This is a genomic window from Streptomyces sp. CC224B (genome assembly GCF_030010595.1).
Classification (GTDB): domain Bacteria; phylum Actinomycetota; class Actinomycetes; order Streptomycetales; family Streptomycetaceae; genus Streptomyces; species Streptomyces longispororuber.
Genome location: NZ_JASCXL010000003.1, coordinates 102759 through 125666 on the forward strand (window position 1 = coordinate 102759; position 22908 = coordinate 125666).

At 71.1% G+C, this 22908-nt stretch carries 23 protein-coding genes and 1 riboswitch; of the genes, 11 read left to right on the forward strand and 12 right to left on the reverse strand.

All coding sequences use genetic code 11. The annotated features are described in order from the left end of the window. Positions 1–15 precede the first annotated feature (15 nt). Positions 16–1872, reverse strand: coding sequence for a phosphomethylpyrimidine synthase ThiC (gene thiC, locus QK440_RS02370; protein WP_282791223.1), 1857 nt, complete (start codon positions 1870–1872; stop codon positions 16–18). Further along, a riboswitch (TPP riboswitch) is annotated at positions 1865–2010 on the reverse strand. (Overlaps the previous gene by 8 nt.) A 71-nt stretch (positions 2011–2081) precedes the next feature. Here thiC and QK440_RS02375 point away from each other — a divergent pair. Next, positions 2082–3689 carry a YibE/F family protein gene (locus QK440_RS02375; protein ID WP_282791224.1) on the forward strand — a complete coding sequence of 536 codons (1608 nt, stop codon included), beginning with the start codon at positions 2082–2084 and terminating at the stop codon, positions 3687–3689. Between the two features lie 167 nt (positions 3690–3856). Here QK440_RS02375 and QK440_RS02380 read toward each other — a convergent pair whose 3' ends face one another. From QK440_RS02380 to QK440_RS02395, 4 genes are all read right to left on the reverse strand, one after another. After that, a complete protein-coding gene (locus tag QK440_RS02380; protein WP_190134548.1) occupies positions 3857–4294 on the reverse strand; it encodes an SsgA family sporulation/cell division regulator in 438 nt (145 codons plus the stop codon). 101 nt (positions 4295–4395) lie between these two features. Continuing rightward, positions 4396–5172, reverse strand: a complete 777-nt coding sequence (locus QK440_RS02385) for an IclR family transcriptional regulator C-terminal domain-containing protein (RefSeq protein WP_282791225.1) — start codon at positions 5170–5172, stop codon at positions 4396–4398. Between the two features lie 640 nt (positions 5173–5812). Then, positions 5813–6040, reverse strand: a complete 228-nt coding sequence (locus tag QK440_RS02390) for a DUF5326 family protein (protein WP_282791226.1) — start codon at positions 6038–6040, stop codon at positions 5813–5815. Positions 6041–6413: 373 nt separating this feature from the next. After that, positions 6414–6731 (reverse strand): cupin domain-containing protein, encoded by a 318-nt coding sequence (locus QK440_RS02395; RefSeq protein WP_282791227.1) that lies wholly within the window; start codon positions 6729–6731, stop codon positions 6414–6416. A gap of 69 nt (positions 6732–6800) precedes the next feature. On the opposite strand from QK440_RS02395, the gene QK440_RS02400 reads away from it, so the two are divergent. The 5 genes from QK440_RS02400 to QK440_RS02420 all read left to right on the forward strand — a co-directional run bounded on the left by QK440_RS02400 (position 6801) and on the right by QK440_RS02420 (position 10837). After that, positions 6801–7178 (forward strand): phage holin family protein, encoded by a 378-nt coding sequence (locus tag QK440_RS02400; RefSeq protein WP_282791228.1) that lies wholly within the window; start codon positions 6801–6803, stop codon positions 7176–7178. 161 nt (positions 7179–7339) lie between these two features. Next, complete coding sequence (locus tag QK440_RS02405) at positions 7340–7897, forward strand: low molecular weight protein-tyrosine-phosphatase (RefSeq protein ID WP_282791229.1); 558 nt, start codon at positions 7340–7342, stop codon at positions 7895–7897. After that, positions 7894–9141: a cystathionine gamma-lyase gene (locus QK440_RS02410; RefSeq protein ID WP_282791230.1), complete on the forward strand. Its 1248-nt coding sequence runs from the start codon at positions 7894–7896 to the stop codon at positions 9139–9141. The genes QK440_RS02405 and QK440_RS02410 overlap by 4 nt, the downstream gene beginning before the upstream one ends. Positions 9142–9389: 248 nt before the next feature. Next, positions 9390–10295, forward strand: a complete 906-nt coding sequence (locus QK440_RS02415) for a LysR family transcriptional regulator (protein ID WP_282791231.1) — start codon at positions 9390–9392, stop codon at positions 10293–10295. Between the two features lie 59 nt (positions 10296–10354). After that, positions 10355–10837 carry an NUDIX hydrolase gene (locus tag QK440_RS02420; protein WP_282791232.1) on the forward strand — a complete coding sequence of 161 codons (483 nt, stop codon included), beginning with the start codon at positions 10355–10357 and terminating at the stop codon, positions 10835–10837. A gap of 35 nt (positions 10838–10872) precedes the next feature. Here the strand turns inward: QK440_RS02420 and QK440_RS02425 are convergent, their stop codons facing one another. Together QK440_RS02425 and QK440_RS02430 are read right to left on the reverse strand one after the other, a co-directional pair. Beyond that, positions 10873–12525: a globin domain-containing protein gene (locus QK440_RS02425; RefSeq protein WP_282791233.1), complete on the reverse strand. Its 1653-nt coding sequence runs from the start codon at positions 12523–12525 to the stop codon at positions 10873–10875. Between the two features lie 392 nt (positions 12526–12917). Further along, complete coding sequence (locus QK440_RS02430) at positions 12918–13568, reverse strand: HAD-IB family phosphatase (RefSeq protein ID WP_282791234.1); 651 nt, start codon at positions 13566–13568, stop codon at positions 12918–12920. Positions 13569–13644: 76 nt separating this feature from the next. Here QK440_RS02430 and QK440_RS02435 point away from each other — a divergent pair, with 76 nt between their 5' ends. Both QK440_RS02435 and QK440_RS02440 read left to right on the forward strand, forming a co-directional pair. Then, positions 13645–14226, forward strand: coding sequence for a DUF2269 domain-containing protein (locus QK440_RS02435; protein ID WP_282791235.1), 582 nt, complete (start codon positions 13645–13647; stop codon positions 14224–14226). Between the two features lie 5 nt (positions 14227–14231). Continuing rightward, entirely contained in the window at positions 14232–15110 is an 879-nt protein-coding gene (locus tag QK440_RS02440; protein WP_282791236.1) for a GNAT family N-acetyltransferase, read from the forward strand. Between the two features lie 138 nt (positions 15111–15248). Here QK440_RS02440 and QK440_RS02445 read toward each other — a convergent pair whose 3' ends face one another. Next, positions 15249–15680, reverse strand: a complete 432-nt coding sequence (locus QK440_RS02445; protein ID WP_282791237.1) for a heme-binding protein — start codon at positions 15678–15680, stop codon at positions 15249–15251. 30 nt (positions 15681–15710) lie between these two features. Continuing rightward, positions 15711–16922, reverse strand: a complete 1212-nt coding sequence (locus QK440_RS02450) for an MFS transporter (RefSeq protein WP_282791238.1) — start codon at positions 16920–16922, stop codon at positions 15711–15713. A 148-nt stretch (positions 16923–17070) separates the two neighbouring features. On the opposite strand from QK440_RS02450, the gene QK440_RS02455 reads away from it, so the two are divergent. Beyond that, positions 17071–17529: a MarR family transcriptional regulator gene (locus tag QK440_RS02455; RefSeq protein ID WP_282791239.1), complete on the forward strand. Its 459-nt coding sequence runs from the start codon at positions 17071–17073 to the stop codon at positions 17527–17529. 72 nt (positions 17530–17601) lie between these two features. Beyond that, complete coding sequence (locus tag QK440_RS02460; protein ID WP_282791240.1) at positions 17602–18054, forward strand: GNAT family N-acetyltransferase; 453 nt, start codon at positions 17602–17604, stop codon at positions 18052–18054. A 96-nt stretch (positions 18055–18150) separates the two neighbouring features. Here QK440_RS02460 and QK440_RS02465 read toward each other — a convergent pair whose 3' ends face one another. Both QK440_RS02465 and QK440_RS02470 read right to left on the reverse strand, forming a co-directional pair. Beyond that, positions 18151–19524, reverse strand: a complete 1374-nt coding sequence (locus tag QK440_RS02465) for a serine hydrolase domain-containing protein (protein ID WP_282791241.1) — start codon at positions 19522–19524, stop codon at positions 18151–18153. Positions 19525–19704: 180 nt separating this feature from the next. Next, entirely contained in the window at positions 19705–20679 is a 975-nt protein-coding gene (locus QK440_RS02470; protein WP_282791242.1) for a WYL domain-containing protein, read from the reverse strand. Positions 20680–20814: 135 nt separating this feature from the next. On the opposite strand from QK440_RS02470, the gene QK440_RS02475 reads away from it, so the two are divergent. Further along, positions 20815–21210: a RidA family protein gene (locus tag QK440_RS02475; protein ID WP_282791243.1), complete on the forward strand. Its 396-nt coding sequence runs from the start codon at positions 20815–20817 to the stop codon at positions 21208–21210. Positions 21211–21319: 109 nt separating this feature from the next. On the opposite strand, the gene dnaB is transcribed toward QK440_RS02475, so the two are convergent. Next, on the reverse strand, positions 21320–22783 hold the full coding sequence (gene dnaB, locus QK440_RS02480; RefSeq protein WP_190134567.1) for a replicative DNA helicase: 1464 nt from the start codon (positions 22781–22783) through the stop codon (positions 21320–21322). Positions 22784–22908 lie beyond the last annotated feature (125 nt).

Sequence of the window (22908 nt, forward strand, 5' to 3'; positions counted from 1 at the left end):
AGCCGGGACCGGCGCTCAGTCCGCGATCGGCAGATAGACCCGGTTCCCCGCCGCCGCGAACTCCTTGGACTTCTCCGCCATGCCCTGCTCGATCTCGACCTGCGTCCCCCCGTGCTCCCGGCGGATGTCCTGGGAGATCTTCATCGAGCAGAACTTCGGCCCGCACATCGAGCAGAAGTGCGCCGTCTTCGCCGGCTCGGCGGGCAGCGTCTCGTCGTGGAACTCCCGCGCCGTGACCGGGTCGAGCGCCAGGTTGAACTGGTCCTCCCAGCGGAACTCGAACCGCGCGTCCGACAGCGCGTCGTCCCACTCCTGCGCCCCCGGGTGCCCCTTCGCGAGGTCCGCCGCGTGCGCCGCGATCTTGTACGTGATGACGCCGGTCTTCACGTCGTCGCGGTTGGGCAGGCCGAGGTGCTCCTTCGGCGTGACGTAGCAGAGCATCGCCGTGCCCCACCAGCCGATCATCGCGGCGCCGATGCCGGACGTGATGTGGTCGTAGGCGGGCGCGATGTCCGTGGTCAGCGGGCCGAGGGTGTAGAACGGCGCCTCCTCGCAGATCTCCTGCTGGAGGTCGATGTTCTCCTTGATCTTGTGCATCGGGACGTGGCCCGGGCCCTCGATCATCGTCTGCACCTGGTGCGCCTTGGCGATCTTGTTCAGCTCACCGAGGGTCTCCAGCTCGGCGAACTGGGCGCGGTCGTTGGCGTCCGCGATCGACCCGGGCCGCAGACCGTCACCGAGGGAGTACGTCACGTCGTACGCCGCGAGGATCTCGCAGAGCTCCTCGAAGTGCTCGTACAGGAAGCTCTCCTTGTGGTGCGCGAGGCACCAGGCGGCCATGATCGAGCCGCCGCGCGAGACGATGCCGGTCTTGCGGTTCGCGGTGAGCGGCACGTACGGCAGCCGGACGCCCGCGTGCACCGTCATGTAGTCCACGCCCTGCTCGGCCTGCTCGATGACCGTGTCCTTGTAGATCTCCCAGGTCAGCTCCTCGGCCTTGCCGTCGACCTTCTCCAGGGCCTGGTAGAGCGGCACGGTGCCGATCGGCACGGGGGAGTTGCGCAGCACCCACTCGCGCGTGGTGTGGATGTTGCGGCCGGTGGACAGGTCCATGACCGTGTCGGCGCCCCACTTCGTCGCCCACGTCATCTTCTCCACCTCCTCCTCGATGGAGGAGGTGACCGCGGAGTTGCCGATGTTGGCGTTGACCTTCACCAGGAACCGCTTGCCGATGATCATCGGCTCGATCTCCGGGTGGTTCACGTTGGCCGGCAGGACCGCGCGCCCCGCCGCGATCTCCGCGCGGACGACCTCGGGTTCGACGTTCTCCCGGATGGCCACGTACTCCATCTCCGGCGTGATCTCCCCGCGTCGCGCGTACGCGAGCTGCGTCACCGCCTGGCCGGCGCGGGCGCGGCGCGGCTGGCGCGGGCGGCCGGGAAAGACCGCGTCGAGGTTGCGCAGGCCACCGCGCGGCGAGGTGTGCTTGATGCCGTCGTCCTCGGGACGGACCGGGCGGCCCGCGTACTCCTCGGTGTCGCCGCGCGCGATGATCCAGTTCTCCCGCAGGGGGGCGAGCCCCCGGCGCACGTCGGTGTCGATCGCCGGGTCCGTGTACGGGCCCGAGGTGTCGTACAGGGTCACGGTCTTGCCGTTGGTCAGGTGCACCTGGCGGACCGGCACGCGCAGGTCGGAACGCGACCCCTCCGGGCCCGTCACGTATGCCTTGTGCCAGCCGATGGACTTCCCGGCCTCCGAGTCGTTCTGCCCGATCTGGGCGTTCTCCCTGCCCTGGACGCTTTCTCCGCCCTGGGCGGTTTGTCCGCTGGCGGACTGTGTGGAGGCAGGCGTGCGTGTGTCCGATGTGGTCATGAGACCTACTCCCTACGCCGGCATTACCCGGTAACAGGTTCGGCGGTCGACGCAGCGGTTCCCGTACGGTCCGAATGCCGTTCGTACGGAGGTCAGCGCCCTCTCAGCCCGGTGCTCCGAGCTCCCGCGTGTGCAAAGGTGCCTCCACGCTAGCGTCATATCGGGCGCGGTGAACAGAGGGCCCCCTCCGTTCTTGCGATGATCGGGCCGTGACCACGACAGAGCCCCCCACACCGCCGCCCGTCCCGGAGCCGCACGGACACGGGCACGGCCACTCCCACAGCCATGGCCCTGCCGCGCCCGTCTCCCAGCATCTGCGCAAGGTCATCGCCGCCGTCCTGATCCCCTTCGCCGCGGCCGTCCTCGTGGGCCTCGCGGTGCTCTGGCCCGGCGGCACACCGGACCACGAGCGCACCGGCGTCGGCTTCGACCGGCAGACCAGGTCCGCCACCGTGGCGAAGGTCGACACGCTGCCCTGCAAGGACGTGAACGGCTCGCAGCCCCTGCCCAACGGCGACACCTCCACCGCCGAGGGCCAGTCCGCCCAGTCCCGCGCCCAGGGCACCTGCAAGAAGGCCACGATCAAGGTGACCAGCGGCCCGCACAAGGGCTACACCTTCACGGAGATCGTCCAGCCCGACGCCCCCCGCCAGCTCGAACAGGGCCAGGACGTGGTGGTCTCCTACGAGCCCAAGGCGCCCAAGGGCCTGCAGTACTCGGTCACCGACGTGGACCGCGAGGTGCCGATGGCCCTGCTCGCCGGCATCTTCGCCCTCGCCGTCGTGGTGGTGGGGCGGCTGCGTGGCGTGATGGCCCTGGTCGCCCTCGCGGTGAGCTTCATGGTCCTGACCTTCTTCATCCTCCCCGCGATCCTGCAAGGCTCGAACCCCCTGGTCGTCGCCGTCGTCGGGGCGAGCGCCATCATGCTGATCGCGCTCTACATGTGCCACGGCCTGACCGCGCGCACCTCGGTCGCGGTCCTCGGCACCTTGATCTCCCTCCTCCTCATCGGCCTGCTCGGCTCGCTCTTCCTCGGCTGGGCCTCCCTCTCCGGCAACACCGACGACAACACCGGCCTCATCCACGGCCTGTACCCGTCCATCGACATGAGCGGCCTGCTGCTCGCCGGCGTCATCATCGGCTCCCTCGGCGTGCTCGACGACGTCACCGTCACCCAGACCTCCGCGGTCTGGGAGCTGCACCAGGCCAACCCGACGATGGGCTGGCGCGGCCTGTACCGCGCGGGCATCCGCATCGGCCGCGACCACATCGCCTCGGTCGTCAACACCCTGGTCCTCGCCTACGCGGGCGCCGCCCTCCCCCTCCTGCTGCTCTTCTCCATCGCCCAGAGCAGCGTGGGCACCGTGGCCAACAGCGAGTTGGTCGCCGAGGAGATCGTCCGCACCCTGATCGGCTCGATCGGCCTCGTCGCCTCCGTCCCCGTCACCACCGCGCTCGCCGCCCTGGTCGTCTCCGCCGACCGGCAGAACACGTCCACCGCCCCGGCCGCGGCGGGGGTCCCGGGCCCGGGCGGGCCCGTCGGGCCTTACCCGGGCGCGCCGTTGGGACCTGGCCCCGCTGGGGCCCCACAGCCGGGGACGCAGCAGGGGGCGGCCGGGCCTGCTGGTCCTGCCGGTCCCGCTGGCCCCGGGGGCCCCGCCGGGCCGATGGGCGCCCCGGGGGCACCGGGGGCTGCAGGGCCGACGGGCACTCCAGGGCCGACGGGAACCCCGGGCCTCACGCCTCCCCGCTCGGGCACCGGCCCCACCCGCCCTCGCCTCACCCGCGGCGGCACGGGCCGCCGCCGAAAACCCTGAACCCTCTGCGAACCTGCGCCACGGGGCAGCCCCCGCACCACGCAACGCAGGTCCGCGCCCCACCCTTCGGCGGTTACTCACCGTCACAGGCATCGCACCGTCACGGACATCCCACCGCCGCGGACATCACACCCCCGCGGCTCTTCCGCCACGGCTCGGAGCGATGCTCAGCCGGCGCTCTGCTCCTCCGCGAGGATCCGGTCCAGCGCCTCGTCCAGGTGCGCGTCGAAGTCCGCCAGCGCCCGCTCCTGCCCCAGCGGCACCAGCTTGTCCGTCCGATCGAGGAAGGCGAGGAGCGGCGGGATCCCCGCTCTGAACAACGCCTGGTCGGCCCCGACCTGCAGCCTGATGAAGGCTTCATCGAGCGCGTCGGGATCGGCGGGCGCGATGTGCACATCCCCGTCGCCGCAGGCCCGGCCCACCCCGTCCACCAGCAGCTCCCGCCCGAAGGCCCACGTCACCGGGGTGTCACCGGGCAGGTGGAAGGTCAGCCGCACGGCATAGGGATCGCACGTCTCGTACCGGAGCTCCACCGGGATGCGGAACGACAGCTCCTCGGACACGAGGAAGCTCATCATGACCTCTGCCTGGACCGACTCTCGCATCGCCGCCTACCCCGTCAGTAGCCTTCCGTGGCCAGGAACCAGCTCCCTGACACTCGGGTCATCTTGCTCAACGTACACAACAGATCACAAGGAGTGAGTTTTCAGATGCTGATAGAGAAGGCGAGTGTCCTGAGAAGCCTCCCGAGGTCCTCCTGCAAGGCACGTGCCGCGGGCAACAGCCGCTCCGCCTGAGCCGACGGAACCGAGATCGCCAACGTGGCCGCCGTGGTACCCACCGTGATCGGAATCGCGGCACAGACCGTGCCCAGTACGTACTCCTGGTGCTCCACCACCGGTGTCATCCGGCCAAGGCCGTCGAGCCTGCGGAGTAACGCCTGCTCGTCACGGACCGTGTTGGGCGTGAGCGACCGCACCGGGTAGCGGTCGAGGTGCTCCCGCCGTGCATCGTCGTCGAGTTGGGCCAGCAGACACTGCCCGATGGCGTGGGCGTGCCCGGTCTCCCGGAAGTCGGCCCACTCCTCGACAGCCGGGGTGCCGGGGGCGTCGGCGATGGAGACGACCTCAATCTCACCGTCGCGGTAGAGGGCGAAGTACACGGGCGCGCCGATGGCATCGCGCCAGTGCGCCAGCACGTCGTCCACCATGGAACGACGTTTCTGCTGCGCCGCGCTGGCCCCCAGCCGCTCCGCCGCCTCCCCGAGCACGAACACCCCGTTCTCCCGCCGCAGATAGCCCTCGTGGGTCAGCGTCCGGAGCAAGTGGTACGCCGTCGGGAGCGCCAGCCCCGACTCCCGAGCCAACTGCTTGGCGGGCGCCCCGCCCTCGTGCGACGCGGCGGCTTCCAGCAGGCGCATCGCCCGCTGCACCGAGCCGATCAGCGTCGGTCCGACGCCGGTCGAGCCGGTGTCCGCCGACATCGGCGCCGTGGGGGTCGCCAACGGCCTCGGTGCGAGTGTCGATGGCGGTGTCGGGGTCGGTGACGGTGTCGGTGACGACGACGTCTGGCGCGAGGAGTTTCTTGGTGAGGGGTTCGGGCGCCAGGGGTTCGTGGACGTGGACGAGGGGTGCGGCTTCGGCGAGTTGGGGTTCGGGTTCGGGCTCGGGTTCGACGAGCTCAGGCCCGGCGGGCTCGGGCGCGACGGGCTCGGGCGCGACGGGCTGGGGCGCGGCGGACTTGTGGGCGGTGACTTCGGCCGCAGCGGGTGGGCCGGCGTCGAGTCGGGGGACGCCGGAGCACGAGAGGGCGCCTGTGCAGGGGCGCTCCTCTCAAGGCCACCGTCGTGCGCCGGGACGGCTTCGCGGGGACAGCCGACTTCGTCCGCGGGGGTGGCTTCGCCTGCGGAAGCGGTGCGTTGGGGTGGGGGTGAGGCGTCAACCGTGGCCATGGGTCACTCCCTGCGCATGGGGGTTCCCTCCGTGCCGGGGGTACACGGGAGGGGGCAGTGGGCCCGCCTGCGGGGGCAGCCCCGCGTCGGTTTCCGGACTCTAACCCTTGGCCACCGCTCTAGGGCCCAGCCTGGGGAAACTTCCCCCTCGGGAGGGAACCCCCGGACGGCCTCACCACTCGGCGCGTGACTTGCTGCGGGACGACAGCGAGCCGGTTATGAACTTCCGCACCACATACACGAGTCCGCCGACCAGCGCCACGAAGAGCAGCACCTTGAAGAGCAGGGCGAACACAAAGCCGACGACACTCGCTATCAGGCCGCCGAACACGACCAGGGCGATGAGGGGCACCGCGACCCACTTCACCCACCACGGCATACCGCCGAAGATCTCTCCCATTGCCCTTGCCCTTTCTGTTCTCCGCCATGGGGCGGAACTCCCCGAGGTGCTGAAACTCCACGAGGTGCTGGAACTTCACCAGGTGCTGAAACTCCACCAGGCGCTGGACCTCCGACGACGGAACTCCGTCAGCAACGGAACTCCGCTCCTGCCCGAGGCTCCGCACCTGCGCGGATTCCGTGCCTCACGTATTCGATGCTAGAGCGGCGAGCATCCGTTCGGGGCGGCTCGATCCCTTGTCCTCCCCTGACTCTTCCCCTAGGGAACCCTGAGGTCCGAACCCTGAGGTGCGACCCCTGATCCGGGCCGCGCCCCCGGCACCGGCCGGGCGCCGCCGGACGCGGGCGTCGGGGGCGCTGCTCCGGCGGCGGGATCACTGCTCCGGCGGCGAGAACACGACGAGCACCCGCAGGTCCTCGGTGATGTGGTGGAACTTGTGCGGCACCCCGGCGGGGACGTACACCACACTGCCGCGCGCGACCGACGTCGTCTCCATGCCGACCGTGATCGAACCGCGGCCGCTGACGACCATGTACACCTCGTCCTGCCGGTGCGGCTGCTGCGGGTCGGTGCCCCCGGCATCGAGCGCGTAGAGCCCGACCGACATGTTCCGCTCCCGCAGGAATTGCAGATACGCGCCCTCGTTGGCGGCCCGCTCCGCTTCGAGCTCGTCCAGTCGGAATGCCTTCATCGCTGCTGTATGCCCCTTGCCAAGTCGTGGGCCGACCGCTGCCGGCCCAGGTCTGCCACGATCAGACACATGAAGAATTTCGTAGTCAAGACGCTCGCCAACGCGGCGGCCCTGGCCGTCGCCGTGTGGCTGCTCGACAAGATCACGCTCACCGGCGACAGCACGGGCTCGAAGACACTGACACTCCTCGTGGTCGCCCTGCTCTTCGGTCTGGTGAACTTCTTGGTCAAACCCGTCGTGCAGGTCCTCACGTTCCCGCTGTTCATTCTGACGCTGGGCTTGATCACACTGGTGGTCAACGCCCTGATGCTGCTCCTGACGTCCTGGCTCGCCGACAAGCTGGACGTCAGCTTCCATGTCGAGGGCTTCTGGACCGCCGTACTGGGCGGCTTGATCATCTCGGTCGTCTCCTGGGCCCTGAACGTCGCCCTTCCCGACAAGGACTGACCCGCCACCCCAGGGCCGTCCCTCGACCGCGTCGCCGCCTCCTACACGCCCCGTACCCCACGCGACGCCCCGTACCCCACGCGTCCCGTACCCCACGCACGCCGTACGTTCCGCGCGCCCCTCCCGGGGCCGCCTCACCCCGAGGACTGTGAACCGACCCCATGCCTCCCTCCGCGCCCTCGCCCCGCCCTGCCACCGCGGCGTTCGCCGTCTGTTTCGTGTGCACCGGCAACATCTGCCGTTCACCCATGGCCGAGTCGGTCTTCCGCGCCCGGGTGCGCGACGCCGGTCTCGAGGACCGCGTCCTGGTGGACAGTGCGGGCACCGACGGCTGGCACGAGGGCGACGGCGCCGATCCGCGCACCGTCGCCGTCCTCGCGGCTGCGGGCTTCGAGACCGACCACGTGGCCCGGCAGTTCCAGGCCGACTGGTTCGACCGGCTCGACCTGGTGATAGCCCTCGACCGCGGCCACCTGCGCACCCTGCGCCGCCTGGCACCGACCCCGCGGGACGCCGAGAAGGTGCGCCTGCTGCGCTCGTACGACCCGGCCGTCGGCCCCGAGGACGACCGCGGCAGCCGCCTGAGCGGCGACCTCGACGTCCCTGACCCGTACTACGGGGACTTTGCCGGGTTCGAGGAGTGCCTGAAGATGATCGAGGCGGCGAGTGACGGCCTGCTCGACGCCGTACAGGAAGTGCTGGAAGGGCGGGCGGCATGACGGAGCGGGCACAGGCACCGCACGGCGGGGACCCGGCGGCCGGGCGCTCGGCGGAGGACGCGGGCGCGACACCCACCGCGGCGACGGCGGGCACGGGTGCGGCCGCGCGGGAGGCGCGCGCCGGCGACGGTACGCGCGCCGTACGCGCCGGGCTCCCGGAGCCCGTGAAGTACGAGCCGACGCTCCCCGGCCCCGTCTTCGCCGCGCACTACCACCTGCCGGGGGAGCCCACGGGCCCGTACACCTACGGCCGCGACGAGAACCCCACCTGGACGCGCCTGGAGCGCGCCATCGGTGAGCTCGAACGCCCGGCGGGCCGGGAGGAGGACGTGGAGACGCTGGTCTTCGCCTCCGGGATGGCCGCGATCTCCGCGGTGCTCTTCTCCCAGCTCCGCGCCGGTGACGCCGTGGTCCTGCCGGACGACGGCTACCAGGCGCTTCCCCTGGTCCGCGAGCAGCTCACGGCGTACGGCATCGAGGTACGCACCGCGCCCACCGCCGGTGACGCGCAGCTCGGCGTGCTCGACGGCGCCCGGCTGCTGTGGCTGGAGACCCCGTCGAACCCGGGCCTCGACGTCTGCGACGTCCGCCGTCTCGCCGACACGGCGCACGCGCGGGGCGCCCTGGTCGCCGTCGACAACACCCTCGCCACACCCCTCGGCCAGCTCCCGCTCGACCTCGGGGCCGACTTCTCCGTCGCCAGCGGCACCAAGCAGCTCACCGGCCACGGCGACCTCCTGCTCGGCTACGTGGCCTGCCGCGACGCCGGGCGTGCCGCCGCCGTCCGGCGCTGGCGCAAGATCGTCGGGGCGATCCCGGGACCCATGGAGGCCTGGCTGGCGCACCGCTCGCTCGCGACCCTCCAGTTGCGCGTCGACCGGCAGGACGCCAACGCCCTGGCCGTCGCCGAGGCGCTGCGAGGCCGTGCCGAGGTGACGGGGCTGCGTTATCCGGGGCTGCCGGACGACCCCTCGTACGCGATCGCCGCGCGGCAGATGCGGCGCTTCGGGTGTGTGGTGTCGTTCGAGCTGCCGTCACGCGCGCGTGCGGAGCGCTTCCTCGACGCGCTGCGGCTCGTGGACGACGCGACGAGCTTCGGCGGCGTACGCTCCACGGCCGAGCGGCGCGGCCGCTGGGGCGGGGACGCGGTTCCGGAAGGGTTCATCCGCTTCTCCGCCGGGGCGGAGGACGCCGAGGACCTGGTGGCGGATGTGCTGCGCGCGCTGGACGAGACGGCTGACTGACTCCTGCGCCCCACGAGGGGGCAGGATCGCCGCGCGTGCGGTGGGCATCTCGTACGCGGCTACGCACAACGGACGGTCCGAGCCTCCCCCCTCGTGGCTCGGACCGCCCTCGGTTCCATGTGTGAAGAACCGCGCGAACAAGGCTAGTTGACTCTGTGTCAGTGTCCAATCACAGTAGCGACAGCAACCTATCGACAAATTTATAGTTGGGGTGCGCCGGGGGCCGACACGGAGGAAAGGCTGAGGACATGGATCTGGCCCTGCTGCGCACATTCGTCACGGTGCACCGGGCGGGGTCCTTCACGCGTGCCGCCGCCCTCCTGGGACTCTCCCAGCCCGCGGTGACGTCCCAGATCCGTACGCTGGAGCGCCAGTTGGGCCGCCCGCTCTTCCTGCGCCAGGCCCGCGGAGTCACCCCGACGACCATGGGCGACGAGCTCGCCCACAAGGCCGCGCCCCACCTCGACGCCCTGGTGGAGATCGCCGAGGCTGGCATCGACGAGGACTCGTCGGTCCGTACGCTGCACCTCGCGGGACCACCGGAGTTCACGGCGGAGCGCGCTCTCCCCTCCCTCACCTCGCTGGCCGGGGGCGACGGCCAGCGCATCGCGCTGCGCGCGTCCTTCGGCAACGCCGAGGAGGTCCTGGAAGGGCTCGCCGCCGGGCACCACGACCTGGCCATCACCACGGCCCGCCCCCGCGGGGCGCTGCTCACCGCGACGCCGCTGTGCGACGAGGAGCATGTGCTGGTGGCGGCGCCACGCTGGGCCTCCCTCATCGGGCCCGGCAAGCTGCGCCGCAAGGGCGCTCTCACCGTGGAGAACCTGCCGGTGGTGGAGGTCCACGAGTCGCTGCCGTTCGTCTCGCGCTACTGGGCCGCGGTCTTCGACTCCCGCCCGGCCGCGGCCGGCGCCGTCATCGTGCCGGATCTGCGCGCCGTCCTGGCCTGTGTGGTCCAGGGCGCCGGGCTCGCCGTCCTGCCCCGCTATCTGTGCGCGTCCGCCCTGGAACGGGGCGAGATCGCGGCGCTGCTCGACCCCGCGGTGCCGCCCCTGCGCACGTACTTCCTCGTCGTACGCACCGGCACGCTCGCCATGCCCCCCGTCGCGCGGGCGCACGAGTGGCTGCTGCGTGCTGCGGTCGGCTGGACGTAGGGCTGCTCCTGGCCGGTTCGCGATGTTTCACGTGGAACAGCGCGGGCCACATTTCCCCCATGACCGTCCGACCCGTGGTCAAGCGCACCGCACGTGCCGTCCTCCTGGACGGAGACGACCTGATCCTCATCAAGCGGACCAAGCCCGGCATGGATCCGTACTGGCTCACTCCGGGCGGCGGGGTGGAGCCGGGGGACGCGACCGTGGTGGACGCGCTCCACCGCGAGGTCCACGAGGAGCTCGGGGCGAAGATCACCGACGTGGTGCCGTGCTTCGTGGACACCCTTGAGCACATCGGTGAGGACGGCGGCGCCACCGGGGTGAAAGTGCAGCACTTCTTCGTCTGCCGCCTGGAGTCCATGGACCCGGCGCAGCGGCACGGCCCCGAGGTCGAGGACCCCTGCGGCGAGTACGAGATCGTGCGCGTGCCCTTCACCCGCGTCGGGATCGCCTCCGTCCATCTCGTCCCGCTGTCCCTGCGGCACTATCTGGACGGCAACATCGAGGGCGTGCGGGCCATGCACGCGCCGGACCTGGGCTGAGCACCACCTCGTCGGGGCCCGGCCCGAGTCCTCCGTCAGCTCCCCGCCACCACGAGCTCCTCCACGGCGTCGTGCCTGATCCGGCCCGCCGGTATGCCCGCTCGCCGCAGCGTGTCCACGCCGCTGCGGATCATTCCGGGCGGGCCCGACAGATACGCGTCGTACTCGTTCCACGGGCCGTACGCGCGCACGGCGTCGGGGAGCTGCGCGCGGTTGTCCACGACCGGCCGGACGGCCAGCCAGGGGTGGGACCGCTGCAGCCGCAGCATGGTGTCGATGTCGTACAGGTCGTGGTCGGTGCGGGCGCCGTAGAAGACCTCGACGGGCCGGCGCCTGCCGTGCTCGGCGACGTCTTCCACGAGCGCCTTGATCGGGGCGATGCCGGTGCCGCCGCCGACGCAGAGGAGGCCGCTGTCGGTGCTGTGGTCGACGGTCATGGAGCCCGTCGGCGGACCGAGCCGCAGCACGTCACCGGGCCGGGCGCGGTGCACCAGCGCGTTCGAGACCCAGCCCGCCGGGACCGCCTTGACGTGGAAGGAGAGCAGCCCGTCGGAGCGCGGCGCCGACGCGAAGGAGTAGTGCCGCCAGATCCGCGGCCACCAGGGGGTCTCCAGGCTCGTGTACTGCCCGGCGAGGAACGGGTACGGCTGGTCCGGGCGGACGGTGATGACGGCGATGTCGGAGGTCCGCGCGTCGTGCGAGACGATCTCCGCGTACCACCACGCGGGGGCGCGCAGCTCGTCCTCGGCGGCCGCGTCGATCATGATCTGCGAGATCGTCGTGTACGTCCTGACCCACGCCGCCTCGGTCTCGTCGTCCCAGCTCGCGCTCGCGTACCGGCTGAGCGCCCCGATCAGGCACTCCCCGACAGCGGGGTAGTGCACGGACCTCGTGCCGTACTTGCGGTGTCCGCGGCCGAGGTGGCCCAGGTGCTCGGTGAGTGCGTCGCCGTCGTCGATGTGCTCCGCCGCCGTAAGCAGGGCCGCCAGGAGCCGGTCCCGCTGGGCGTCCATCGCCGCGGGGAACAGCCCGCGCAGGTCGGGGTGGCGGGTGAAGAGCAGCGCGTAGAAGTACGAGGTGACCTTGTCGGCGATCGGGGCGATCTCGGCCATCGTGCGCTGGACGAGGACGGCGTCGGGGGACGCGGTGCCGGTGGACGCGGCCTTGGGGAGCGCGGCAGCGGACGGCGTGGCAGGAGAGGACAGGGGTTCCGAAGGCGTGGCGCCGGGTGGTGCCGGGCTGCCCGGCGGCGCGGCTGCGGTAGGAGTCGGGCTCCCGGCAGCGGGCTCCTGGCGGGCTCCCGGAGCCGTCACGGGGGCCTCCGGAGCCTTGATGGGAGCTTCCGGAGCCCCCGCGGGGGTGCCTGGAGCCGTCACGGGGGCGCCCGGAGCTGTCGCCGGCCCGGTGGAGGAGGGAGGTGCTATTCGCCCCGGCACGTCGTCGGTGGCCCCGGCTGTCCGCCCGCCGAGGGGAGCGGTGGCCGCCGCGCGCCGTCCTGGTGGCTCCTGGGACGGCCTGCTCGCGGGTCCTGCCGGGCCCGGGGCCGCGGGTTCCGCTCCGTCCCCGCTGCTGCCGGAGGCCGACTGTGCCTCCTCCGGCTGGTCCTGCGGTTTCCGTGGCGTGAACCAGCCGCTGCCGCTGTTCCCGGAAGTGCCGTTGTCCGCCGACGTGGTGGTCGGAGCGTCCATCCTGTGCCTCGCCTCGAACATCTCTCAGTCGGTCCGCGCACTTCCTCGCCGGGACGTGCTTGCTTCCCCGCCTTGCCTCGGCAGCCGTTGACGATCACATTGAACCCGGCGTCCTACGCCTTACGGACAAGTAGGGCATCAATGTGACGTGGGTCGCAGTCACCTCAGCGGCAGCATGGCACCGGCGTTCCGTGCCTGGCGCGTATAGCCGGAAGAAGGGGTTCTCGATCTCCCTACCCCGTTAAGCTCTGTCGATCTGTGCATGTCCTCCCGTCACGCCTCCCGGCCCCCCGCGGACGCGCAGCGGAACGCAGCGGCGTGCACCCTTCCCGACCCTACTGGCACTCGTCGAACACACAAGTGCCGCTGCTTCACTCGAAGTTCCGCGATCCTCACACTTCTCGTGCCTCCCTTACCGGTGTGTGCACCAGTTCGTACGCCTTCCGCAGGTCCCGGCCGACGTAGGAGTGGGTGGCCAGGTTCAGCAGCCGCGCGTCAGCGTTCACGGCCACCGAAACGGGCACCGAGGCGAACAGCTCCAGGTCGGACAGCGAGTCGCCGTAGGCAACACAGTCGGCCCGAGCGACACCGAACTCTTCACAGAGCCGGTTCGCGATCTCCACCTTCGCCGCCCCGGTGAGGATGCCCGCGGGATCCACCGGTGCGGAGAACGGCACGGCGGGGAACCGGGAGCCGTGAGCGGCGTGTGCGCCCCAGCCGAGGAGCCGCTCCACGAAGAACGAGGGCGAGAGGGAGATGACGGCGCAGTAGTCGCCGCGCGCCCGGATCTCGGACCAGGTCTCCTGGATACCCGTCAGCCAGGGCGCCCCGTCGAAAGCAGCCGCCACATGGGCCTCGGTGAGGTCTGTCCACAGCGTGCGCACCCGTACCGCGTACTGCGTCGAGTCGGTGTACCCCGCCACGAAATCCGCCTCGAGCGCGGCGATCTCGTGCTCCAGGCCCAGTTGCCGGGATATCTCCACGGGCGCCGCGGTGCCATACAGCAGGGTCCCGTCCAGGTCGAAGAGGTGAAGGCGCGCCATGTACGCCGAGGCTAGTACCCGGGGTTACTCCCGCTGTCAGACGCTGGGGCCCGCCTCCCCCGGCACGGTGTTTCACGTGAAACTACGCCGTCCCGCTCGCCGGGCCACCCTCGTCGTCCATGTTGCCGCCTCGGCCGGCTGGCTCGGGCTCACCCTCGGGCTCGTCGCCCTCGCCACGACCGCGCTCACCACCGCGTCCCACCCGACCGTCGAGGCCTCCGTTCGCGCGATGAAGGTCTTCACCGACTGGCTCGTCCTGCCCCTGGCGTTCCTCACCTTGCTGAGCGGCCTGCTGCTCTCGCTCGGGACGTCCTGGGGACTCGCGCGTCACCGCTGGGTCTACACGAAGTTCTGGCTGACGCTGGTGACGACCACCGCGTCCGTCTTCGCGCTGCGCCCGGGCATCGGCGAAGCCGTCGCCACCGTGTCCGCGGGCCGTCCGATCCCGAGTACGTCCGACCTCATCGCGGGTCCCCTCATCTCCCTCGGTGCCTACTTGTTCATGACGGCGGTCTCCGTCCTCAAGCCCTGGGGCCCGACCCGGCGCGGCCGTCGCCTGCGTACCGCTCAGCAGCGGGAGCAGAGGCGACTTGGCCAAAAGCGGCGTGCTTCTCCCCACAAAGAGGTGGACGCCGGGGCGATGCGTCAGACAGCCTGACCCGCGTGTCGACACCTTCCCTCTCCGCACTGCCCATCCGCAGGCTCACGCCCCGCGACCTCACCGCCTGCGCCGATCTGTCCGAGGACCGCGGCTGGCCCCGCGAGGAACACAAGTGGGGCCTGCTGCTCTCGGCCGGCACGGGCTACGGCATCGATGACCCCGACGGCGACGGCTTGGTCGCCGCGTGCGTCGTAACGCAGTACGGGGCGTACGAGAATCCAGGGCTCGCGGCGATCGGCATGGTGCTCGTCGCCGAACGGCACGCCCGCCAGGGCATCGGCCGCCGGCTGATGCGGTCCGTCGTCGAGGCGGCGGGGACCACTCCGCTCACCCTGCACGCGACGCCGAACGGCCGGCCCCTGTACGAGCAGCTCGGCTTCAAGACGACGGGCCGGGCCGAGATGGTCCTCGGCCGCTTCGACGCCGAGAGCGGTCAGGCCCAGACGCCGGGCATCACCACCCGCGCGGCGACCGCCGAGGACCTGCCCGTCCTGGTCCGCCTCGACACCGAGGTCTTCGGCCTGGACCGCACCCCGATCGTCACGCGCCTGCCCGCCTTCACCGACCAGCTCCGGGTCGCGGAGGCGGACGGCGAGATCATCGGCTACGCGGGGGCCTGGCCGAACATGGAGACCCATGTGGTCGGCCCGCTGATCGCCCGGGACACGGACACGGCCAAGGCGCTCATCGCCTCCCTGGGTGCCCGTACCGACCGCCCGCTGCGCACGGACATCGACGTACGCCACGAGGAGTTGCTCACGTGGGTCAAGGCGCGCGGCCTGGAGTCCGTCGCCTTCAACGCCGTGATGACGTACGGCGTCCCGGAGCTGCCCGGTGACTGGACGCGCCGGTTCGCACCGCTGACGGTGGCGGCGGGCTGAGGCGGCACGGGCCGGGGCCGCGCGGAGTCCGCGGACAGCGCGAAGCCCGCCTTCACCTGCCGTGATGCGTCCGGCGGGTGAAGGCGGGCTGTTGTCCTGCCGCGGTCCGGGGGCCTGCGCGCGCGGCGGGCCCGGGGGTCAGGCGAGGGCCTCCACCGCCGCGGTCGCGAAGCCGTGGTCCTGCTCCGGGGCGCCGCCGCCGACACCGACGGCACCGATGAGCCGGCCGTCACGGTGGACGGGTACGCCGCCCGCGATGAACAGCAGCGGCCGGTCGAGGGCCGTCGGCAGCGTATGGAAGAGGCCACCGGGCTGGACGGCGTCCACCAGGTCGGCGGTCGGGGCGTTGAGCTGGAGCGCGGTGTACGCCTTGCGGGTGCTGGTCTCGCCGGAGATCAGCACGGCCCGGTCGTCACGCCGGAAGGCCAGGAGGTGACCGCCGGCGTCGAGGACGGTGACGCTGACGGTGACCCCGGCGGCCTCGGCGGCACGGCGGGCTGCGGCCACGAGGGCCTCGGCGTCGGCGATGGTCAGCGGGGCGACGGCGGTGGGGGCGGGGGTGGTGCTCATGAGAGGTGTGTCTCCTTGGGGAGCGGTGTTTCAGTGGTGGACGGCCTGCGCGCGCTCGGCCACGGGGGTGGCACCCGCGATGACCGGGGAGGGCGCGGCGGACCGGCGTTCGAGGGCGGCCGACAGGACGGCCAGGACGAGGGCGGACCCGGCGAGCAGGGCACCGACCCAGTTCGGGGCGGTGTAGCCGAGGCCCGCGGAGATGACCACGCCGCCGAGCCAGGCCGACAGGGCGTTGCCGAGGTTGAAGGCGCCGATGTTGACGGCGGAGGCGAGCGTCGGGGCCCCTGAGGCCTGGTCGAGGACCCGCTTCTGCAGCGGCGGCACGGTCGCGAAGCCCAGGGCGCCGATGAGGACGATGGTCACCGCCGAGGCGACCTTGTTGTGCGCGGTGAGGGTGAAGACGGCGAGCACCAGGGCCAGGGCGCCGAGCGAGACGTACAGCATGGGCATCAGCGCGCGGTCGGCGAACCGGCCGCCGACCAGGTTGCCGCCGACCATGCCGAGGCCGAACAGGACGAGGAGCCACGTCACGGCGGAGTCGGAGTAGCCGGCGACCTCCGTCATCATCGGCGTGATGTAGGTGATGGCCGCGAAGACGCCGCCGAAGCCGAGGACGGTCATCGCCATGGCGAGCAGGACCTGCACGTTGCGGAAGGCTCCGACCTCGTCGCGCAGCCGTACGCCCTCGGGCTTGGGCAGGTCCGGCACGAGCTTGGCGACACCGGCGAGGCCGAGCACGCCCAGGGCGGCGACGATGACGAAGGTGACGCGCCAGCCGATGGCCTGGCCGACGAACGTACCGAGCGGCACACCGACCACGTTGGCCACGGTGAGGCCCGAGAACATGGTGGCGATGGCCCCGGCCTTCTTCTCGGGGGCGACCAGCTCGGCCGCGACGACGGAGCCGATGCCGAAGAAGGCCCCGTGGGCGAGCGAGGCGACGATGCGACCGGCGAGCATGACGCCGAACGCCGGTGCCACGGCCGAGAGCAGGTTGCCCGCGATGAACAGGCCCATCAGCAGCATGAGCATCCGCTTGCGCGTGATGCGGGTGCCGAGCGCGGTCATCAGCGGGGCGCCGAGGACGACGCCGAGGGCGTAGCCGGTCACGAGGAACCCGGCGGTGGGGATGGAGACGTCGAAGTCACCCGCGACCTCGGGAAGCAATCCCATGATCACGAATTCCGTGGTTCCGATTCCGAAGGCCCCGATCGCGAGGGCCAGAAGCGCGAGAGGCATGGAGGTATACCTTCCAAACGGTTGCGGGTGCGCTTAACGTTCGTCCACAATAATTGCAGACGCGGGATATTTGCAAGCGCTGGATATTGCAGTGGTGGACTATCCTGGACGCAGCAGCTCCGGGACGCAGGAAGACGGAGGAACAGGTATGACGGCGACCGACCCCGCACTCACCGCGCTCGCCCAGGGCTGGTGCGCGCTCTCCCTGCTCCACGGGAGGATCGAGTCCCATGTCGAGCGGGCCCTGCAGGCCAAGCACGGTCTGAGCGTGCGGGAGTACAGCCTTCTCGACGTCCTCAGCCGCCAGCACGACGGCGAAGGCGGGCACCTGCAGATGAAGCAGGTCGCCGACGCCGTCGTCCTCAGCCAGAGCGCCACCACGCGCCTGGTGACCCGCCTTGAGGAGCGCGGTCTGCTCTCGCGCTACCTGTGCCCGACCGACCGGCGCGGCATCTACACGAACGTCAGCGAAAGCGGCGCCAAGCTCCTCGCCGAGGCCCGGCCCACCAATGACGCCGCCCTGCGCGAGGCCCTGGACGAAGCCGCGAAGAACCCTGAGCTCGCCCCGCTGGTCCGGGCCGTGGAAGCGGTGCGCGCACCCGCGTAGGCCGTAGACCACCCCGGGCGGGCACGAGTCTCTCCACACCGTCCGGACAGAGGGCTCCCGTAGGCTGCGGCCATGGGAGATCTTGAAATACGCCCGGCCGTCGCCGACGACATCCCCGCGATCGTGGCCATGCTCGCGGACGATCCGCTGGGCGCGCACCGCGAGTCACCGGACGACCTCAGCCCGTACGGCCCCGCGTTCGAGCGGTTGGCCGAGGATCCGAACCAGCACCTGACCGTCGCCGTCCGCGAAGGCCGCGTGGTCGGCACGCTTCAGCTCACGGTCATCCCCGGGCTGTCCCGGAAGGGCGCCACACGCTCCATCATCGAAGCCGTACGGGTGCACGCCGACGAACGCGGCAGCGGCCTCGGCACCCAGCTCATCGAGTGGGCCGTCGAGGAATCACGGCGGCTCGGCTGCCAGTTGGTGCAGCTCACGTCGGATGCCAGCCGCACCGACGCGCACCGCTTCTACGAGCGCCTGGGCTTCACGGCATCCCACGTGGGCTTCAAGCGACAGCTCTGAAGCGGCTCGGCACCGGCTCGTACGGGCCCTGAGCCAAGGCCAGGCCGTTCTGCTCAACGTTTCACGTGAAACAGAACGGCCTGGCCCATGCCCTGCTCAGGCGAGGCCTCGCCAGCCCTCGGGGTCCACCCCGCCCGGCACCGGGGCGTTCTTGTCATACGGCTCGCGCGTGAAGACGAATGACCCGAGGTCCAGGTGGCTCACCGTGCCGTCGGCCCTACGGACGGCACGCAGCCGCTCCCCGGCGTAGTAGCCGTCGAGCCCTGTCCACGTCCCGTCCCCGTTCGGCCGGAAGCGTGAGCCACGGCCACCGCCCGCGAGGGGGCCCAGCCGGACCTCGCCCCCCGCCGCCAGACGCAGCGCCTGCACGCTCGTCCCCCAGTACCAAGGGCCGGCCAGCTCCAGCAGCGACGGGTCCACGTCGGGCAGAGGCCGCCACGGCTCCGGGATACGCGGCTCCGCCTCTGCCACGATCCGCACGAGCTCGGCCGCCACGGTGGCCACCGCCGGTCCCGAGGTGCAGTTGGCCAGGACGACCGTCGCGATGTCCTCCTCCTCACAGGTCCACAGACTGGCGAGGAAGCCGGGGAGCGAGCCGGTGTGGCCCACGAGCGCACCGCCGTCGTACCGCACCATGCCGAGGCCGAACCCGTACGTCTGCTCCGCGTCCCCGAACTCCGCGACGGCCGCGGGCATCTTCATCTCACGGACCGATTCCGCACCGAGCACACGGTCGTCACCTCGCATCAGGAACACGGCGAAGCGCGCCAGGTCCGCCGTCGTCGACCACAGTTGTCCGGCCGGGGCCATCAGTCCCAGATCCTCCATGGGCTCCGGCAGCAACACGTCGGCCCACGGGTGCACCGCCCAACCACCCGCGTGGGGAGCCACCGGCTGCCCGCTCGTACGGCGCAGGCCGAGCGGTTCCAGAACCTCCCGGCGCAGGACGTCCTCCCACGGGGCACCGCGCAGCGCCTCGATGAGCGAACCGAGCACCGTGTAACCCGGGTTCGAGTAGTGGAAGCGGCGCCCGGCCGGATGCTTGAGAGGCTCCTCGCCCAGTACGTCACGCAGCTCCGGCCGCAGTGACGCAGGGCTGCGCTCCCACCACTGTCCAGGCGTCTCGGCCGCGAGGCCGCCCCGGTGAGCGAGGAGGTCGGCGATCGTGATCTCGCCGACGCCGGTGCCCGGAAGGTGCTTTTCCAGCGGGTCGGACAGATCGAGGAGCCCCTCGTCGCGCAGGCGCATCACCAGGACGGCGGTGAACGTCTTGGTGATCGACCCGATGCGGTACTGCACGTTCTCGTCCGGCGCGTGGCCGTCGACGGACGTACGCGCGCCTGTCCACACCAGCTCACCCCCGCGGACGACGGCAGCGACCAGGGACGGGGCACGCCCTTCCGTCTGGGCGGTCGCGATCCGGTGCAGCAGGGCCCGGCGCGTGGAGGGGAGCAGCTCTTCATTCGTCATGGAGCAAGTTCATACGGGCGGAAGCACAGCGTCGAGTCAATTCCTGCTGTACACGGCTTCCTTCCTTCCATGCCACACGTCACAGGGCCGGTTCTCGCCACGGCTGCGCCATGTTTCACGTGAAACACTCCCAGCCTTCGTCATGCCCGGCCTCGAAGCGACCCCTCGTAGCCCTCTGCCTCAGGGCGAGTCCTCGTAACGGGTGACGAGCGCGGCGGCACGGTCCCGCAGGGCGGTACGCAGCGACTGCGGGGACAGCGCCTCCGCGTCCGTGCCGAGCTGCCACAGCGCCCATTCGGCATGTCGCGCGTCCTGGAAGGTCACCTCCAGCCGCAGCCGGCCGTCCGCGTCGGGCTCCTCCGCGCGCACGGCCAGCGCGGTGTCCAGCAGTTCCTCCCGCCGCTCCGGGGCCACCCGGAGCAGCACGGTGACGTGGTCGCCGCCGGAGAGGAACCGTGCGGAGCGTTCCCGCCAGATCCGGTCCAGGTCGACCCGGGACGGTCGCTGGGACTTCTCGGCGAGCTCTTCGGCGGCCAGCACCCGCGAGAGGCGGTAGGTGCGGTCCTCGCCGGACCTGCTCGCCAGCAAGTAGGCCCGATCGCGAACAGTGACCAGACCGATCGGGTCCACCGTGCGCCACCGCGCTGTCTGGCCGGTGGCCGCGTAGTGGATACGCAGCTTGTGCCCGGTGAGCACCGCGCGCCGGACCGTGATCATGGTGGCGTCGGGGACCTGCTCAGTGACCAGCCGCCGTGCCAGCAGGTCGGTCTCCGGTTCGACGAGGAAGCGCTGCGCCGCGTCGCTCGCGGTGGCCCGGTGGCGCTCGGGCAGCGCGTCGAGCACCTTGCGCATGGCCGACGTGAGCGCCGAGCCGAGGCCGAAGACCTGCTCACCGCGGCCCGATCCGGCCGTCAGCAGGGCGAGGGCCTCGTCGTGGTTCAGGCCGGTGAGCTCGGTACGGAAGCCGGGCGCCAACGCGAACCCGCCGTAGCGGCCGCGTTCGGCGTAGACCGGGACACCCGCCGCGGACAGTGCCTCGATGTCACGGAGCACGGTGCGGGTGGACACCTCCAGCTCGCGGGCCAGCGTGTCCGCGGTCAGCCGACCGCGCTGACGCAGCAGCAGCACCAGCGAGACCAAACGGTCGGCGCGCATGCGAAAACTCTAGCGATATACGTGACGGGAGATGTCACGTTTCGTTGCGAGGCTCGTCGCCACGACGTCGACGTCACGGGCCGCGGAGCCGGTGGCCGGCGTACTCCCTCTGAAGCGAACGGAGCTGGCGTGGCGATGAAACGAACAGCGGTCAACCCGGTGGCATGGTCGGCGGAGATGGGCTTCAACCAGGGCGAGCTCGTCTCCGGGCACACCCGGACCCTGTACACCTCGGGCCAGACGGCGATGGACGGCGACGGCAAGCCCCAGCACGACGGTGACATGGCGGCACAACTGGCGCTGAGTCTCGACAACCTGGCGGCCGTGCTGGACGAGGCCGACATGTCGCTCGCCCACCTCGTCCGGCTCAACGTCTACACGACCGACGTCGACCTGCTTTTCCAGCACTACGGCGTCCTGGCGGCCCGGTTGGGCGCCGCCGGAGTGGCACCGGCCACCACGATGCTCGGGGTGACGCGACTGGCGATCCCCGGTCAGATGGTCGAACTGGAGGGCACCGCCGTCGCGTGACGCGACCACGCCAGCACCGCCACACCGGGCCGCAGCACCGGCACCGGCTGGCACCGCCGCCACGACACCCCGGCCGGACGGCCGTACGGCGAGGGCGGCGGCGAGCAGATCACGTCTGCGCCATGTCCACGAACCGGGAGTAGTGGCCCTGGAAGGCGACCGTGATCGTGGCCGTCGGACCGTTACGGTGCTTGGCCACGATCAGATCCGCCTCGCCCGCGCGCGGCGACTCCTTCTCGTACGCGTCCTCGCGGTGCAGCAGGATCACCATGTCCGCGTCCTGCTCGATGGAGCCCGACTCACGCAGGTCGGACACCATCGGCTTCTTGTCCGTGCGCTGCTCGGGACCTCGGTTGAGCTGGGAGAGCGCGATGACCGGGATCTCCAGCTCCTTGGCCAGGAGCTTCAGGTTTCGCGACATGTCCGAGACCTCCTGCTGCCGGCTCTCGGCGCGCTTGGAACCGCCGGACTGCATGAGCTGGAGGTAGTCGATGACCACGAGCCGCAGGTCGTTGCGCTGCTTCAGGCGGCGGCACTTCGCCCGGATCTCCATCATCGACAGGTTCGGGGAGTCGTCGATGTACAGCGGGGCGGCCGACACCTCGGGCATGCGGCGAGCCAGCCGCGTCCAGTCCTCGTCCGTCATCGTGCCGGAGCGCATGTGGTGCAGGGCCACGCGCGCCTCGGCCGAGAGGAGGCGCATCGCGATCTCGTTGCGGCCCATCTCGAGCGAGAAGATGACGCTCGGCAGATTGTTCTTGATCGACGCGGCCCGGGCGAAGTCGAGGGCCAGCGTGGACTTACCCATGGCGGGACGGGCCGCGATGACGATCATCTGGCCGGGGTGCAGACCGTTGGTGAGGGAGTCGAAGTCCGTGAAACCCGTGGGCACACCGGTCATCTCGCCGCTGCGCGAGCCGATCGCCTCGATCTCGTCGAGGGCGCCCTCCATGATGTCGCCGAGGGGCAGGTAGTCCTCGCTGGTGCGCTGCTCGGTGACGGCGTAGATCTCGGCCTGGGCGCTGTTGACGATCTCGTCGACGTCGCCGTCCGCCGCGTATCCCATCTGCGTGATGCGCGTGCCCGCCTCGACCAGGCGGCGCAGGACCGCGCGCTCGTGCACGATCTCCGCGTAGTACTCGGCGTTGGCCGCAGTCGGCACCGTCTGGACCAGCGAGTGCAGATACGAGGGTCCGCCGACCTTGGTGATCTCGCCGCGCTTGGTGAGCTCGGCGGCGACCGTGATCGGGTCGGCGGGCTCGCCCTTGGCGTACAGGTCGAGGATCGCGGTGTAGATCGTCTCGTGGGCGGGGCGGTAGAAGTCGTGGCCCTTGAGCACCTCGACGACGTCCGCGATGGCGTCCTTCGACAGCAGCATGCCGCCGAGCACGGACTGCTCCGCGTCCAGGTCCTGCGGCGGTACGCGCTCGAAGGAGGGGCCGCCGCCGTCCCAGCCGCGCTCGTGCTGCTCCTCGCGGCCGCGGTCGCCGTCACGGCGCGGGCGGGACACGGGCAGCCGATCCCCCGGTCCGCTGTCGGCCCACGGGTCGTCCAAGGGCTCGGAGATGCTCACCGGGCCGCCTCCTCCCGTCCGCCGCGCGGACCTCGCCGTGCCCTCTTTCCTAAGGCACGACACTGACAAATAAGGGGGCCCGGCTCCGGTTCTGACGCGTCGGATTTGCGTGGTTTCCGTGGTGG

Excerpts from the sequence above, each read along its gene's own strand:
- QK440_RS02470 (WP_282791242.1), bottom strand. The coding sequence starts at position 20,679 with ATGCGCGCCGACCGTTTGGTCTCGCTGGTGCTGCTGCTGCGTCAGCGC.
- QK440_RS02390 (WP_282791226.1), bottom strand. The coding sequence starts at position 6,040 with ATGGGAGAGATCTTCGGCGGTATGCCGTGGTGGGTGAAGTGGGTCGCG.
- QK440_RS02380 (WP_190134548.1), bottom strand. The coding sequence starts at position 4,294 with ATGCGAGAGTCGGTCCAGGCAGAGGTCATGATGAGCTTCCTCGTGTCC.
- QK440_RS02430 (WP_282791234.1), bottom strand. The coding sequence starts at position 13,568 with ATGGCGCGCCTTCACCTCTTCGACCTGGACGGGACCCTGCTGTATGGC.
- QK440_RS02400 (WP_282791228.1), top strand. The coding sequence starts at position 6,801 with ATGAAGAATTTCGTAGTCAAGACGCTCGCCAACGCGGCGGCCCTGGCC.
- QK440_RS02405 (WP_282791229.1), top strand. The coding sequence starts at position 7,340 with ATGCCTCCCTCCGCGCCCTCGCCCCGCCCTGCCACCGCGGCGTTCGCC.
- thiC (WP_282791223.1), bottom strand. The coding sequence starts at position 1,872 with ATGACCACATCGGACACACGCACGCCTGCCTCCACACAGTCCGCCAGC.
- QK440_RS02475 (WP_282791243.1), top strand. The coding sequence starts at position 20,815 with ATGAAACGAACAGCGGTCAACCCGGTGGCATGGTCGGCGGAGATGGGC.
- QK440_RS02410 (WP_282791230.1), top strand. The coding sequence starts at position 7,894 with ATGACGGAGCGGGCACAGGCACCGCACGGCGGGGACCCGGCGGCCGGG.
- QK440_RS02385 (WP_282791225.1), bottom strand. The coding sequence starts at position 5,172 with ATGTCGGCGGACACCGGCTCGACCGGCGTCGGACCGACGCTGATCGGC.
- QK440_RS02395 (WP_282791227.1), bottom strand. The coding sequence starts at position 6,731 with ATGAAGGCATTCCGACTGGACGAGCTCGAAGCGGAGCGGGCCGCCAAC.
- QK440_RS02420 (WP_282791232.1), top strand. The coding sequence starts at position 10,355 with ATGACCGTCCGACCCGTGGTCAAGCGCACCGCACGTGCCGTCCTCCTG.
- QK440_RS02445 (WP_282791237.1), bottom strand. The coding sequence starts at position 15,680 with ATGAGCACCACCCCCGCCCCCACCGCCGTCGCCCCGCTGACCATCGCC.
- QK440_RS02450 (WP_282791238.1), bottom strand. The coding sequence starts at position 16,922 with ATGCCTCTCGCGCTTCTGGCCCTCGCGATCGGGGCCTTCGGAATCGGA.
- QK440_RS02460 (WP_282791240.1), top strand. The coding sequence starts at position 17,602 with ATGGGAGATCTTGAAATACGCCCGGCCGTCGCCGACGACATCCCCGCG.
- QK440_RS02455 (WP_282791239.1), top strand. The coding sequence starts at position 17,071 with ATGACGGCGACCGACCCCGCACTCACCGCGCTCGCCCAGGGCTGGTGC.
- QK440_RS02465 (WP_282791241.1), bottom strand. The coding sequence starts at position 19,524 with ATGACGAATGAAGAGCTGCTCCCCTCCACGCGCCGGGCCCTGCTGCAC.
- QK440_RS02415 (WP_282791231.1), top strand. The coding sequence starts at position 9,390 with ATGGATCTGGCCCTGCTGCGCACATTCGTCACGGTGCACCGGGCGGGG.
- QK440_RS02425 (WP_282791233.1), bottom strand. The coding sequence starts at position 12,525 with ATGGACGCTCCGACCACCACGTCGGCGGACAACGGCACTTCCGGGAAC.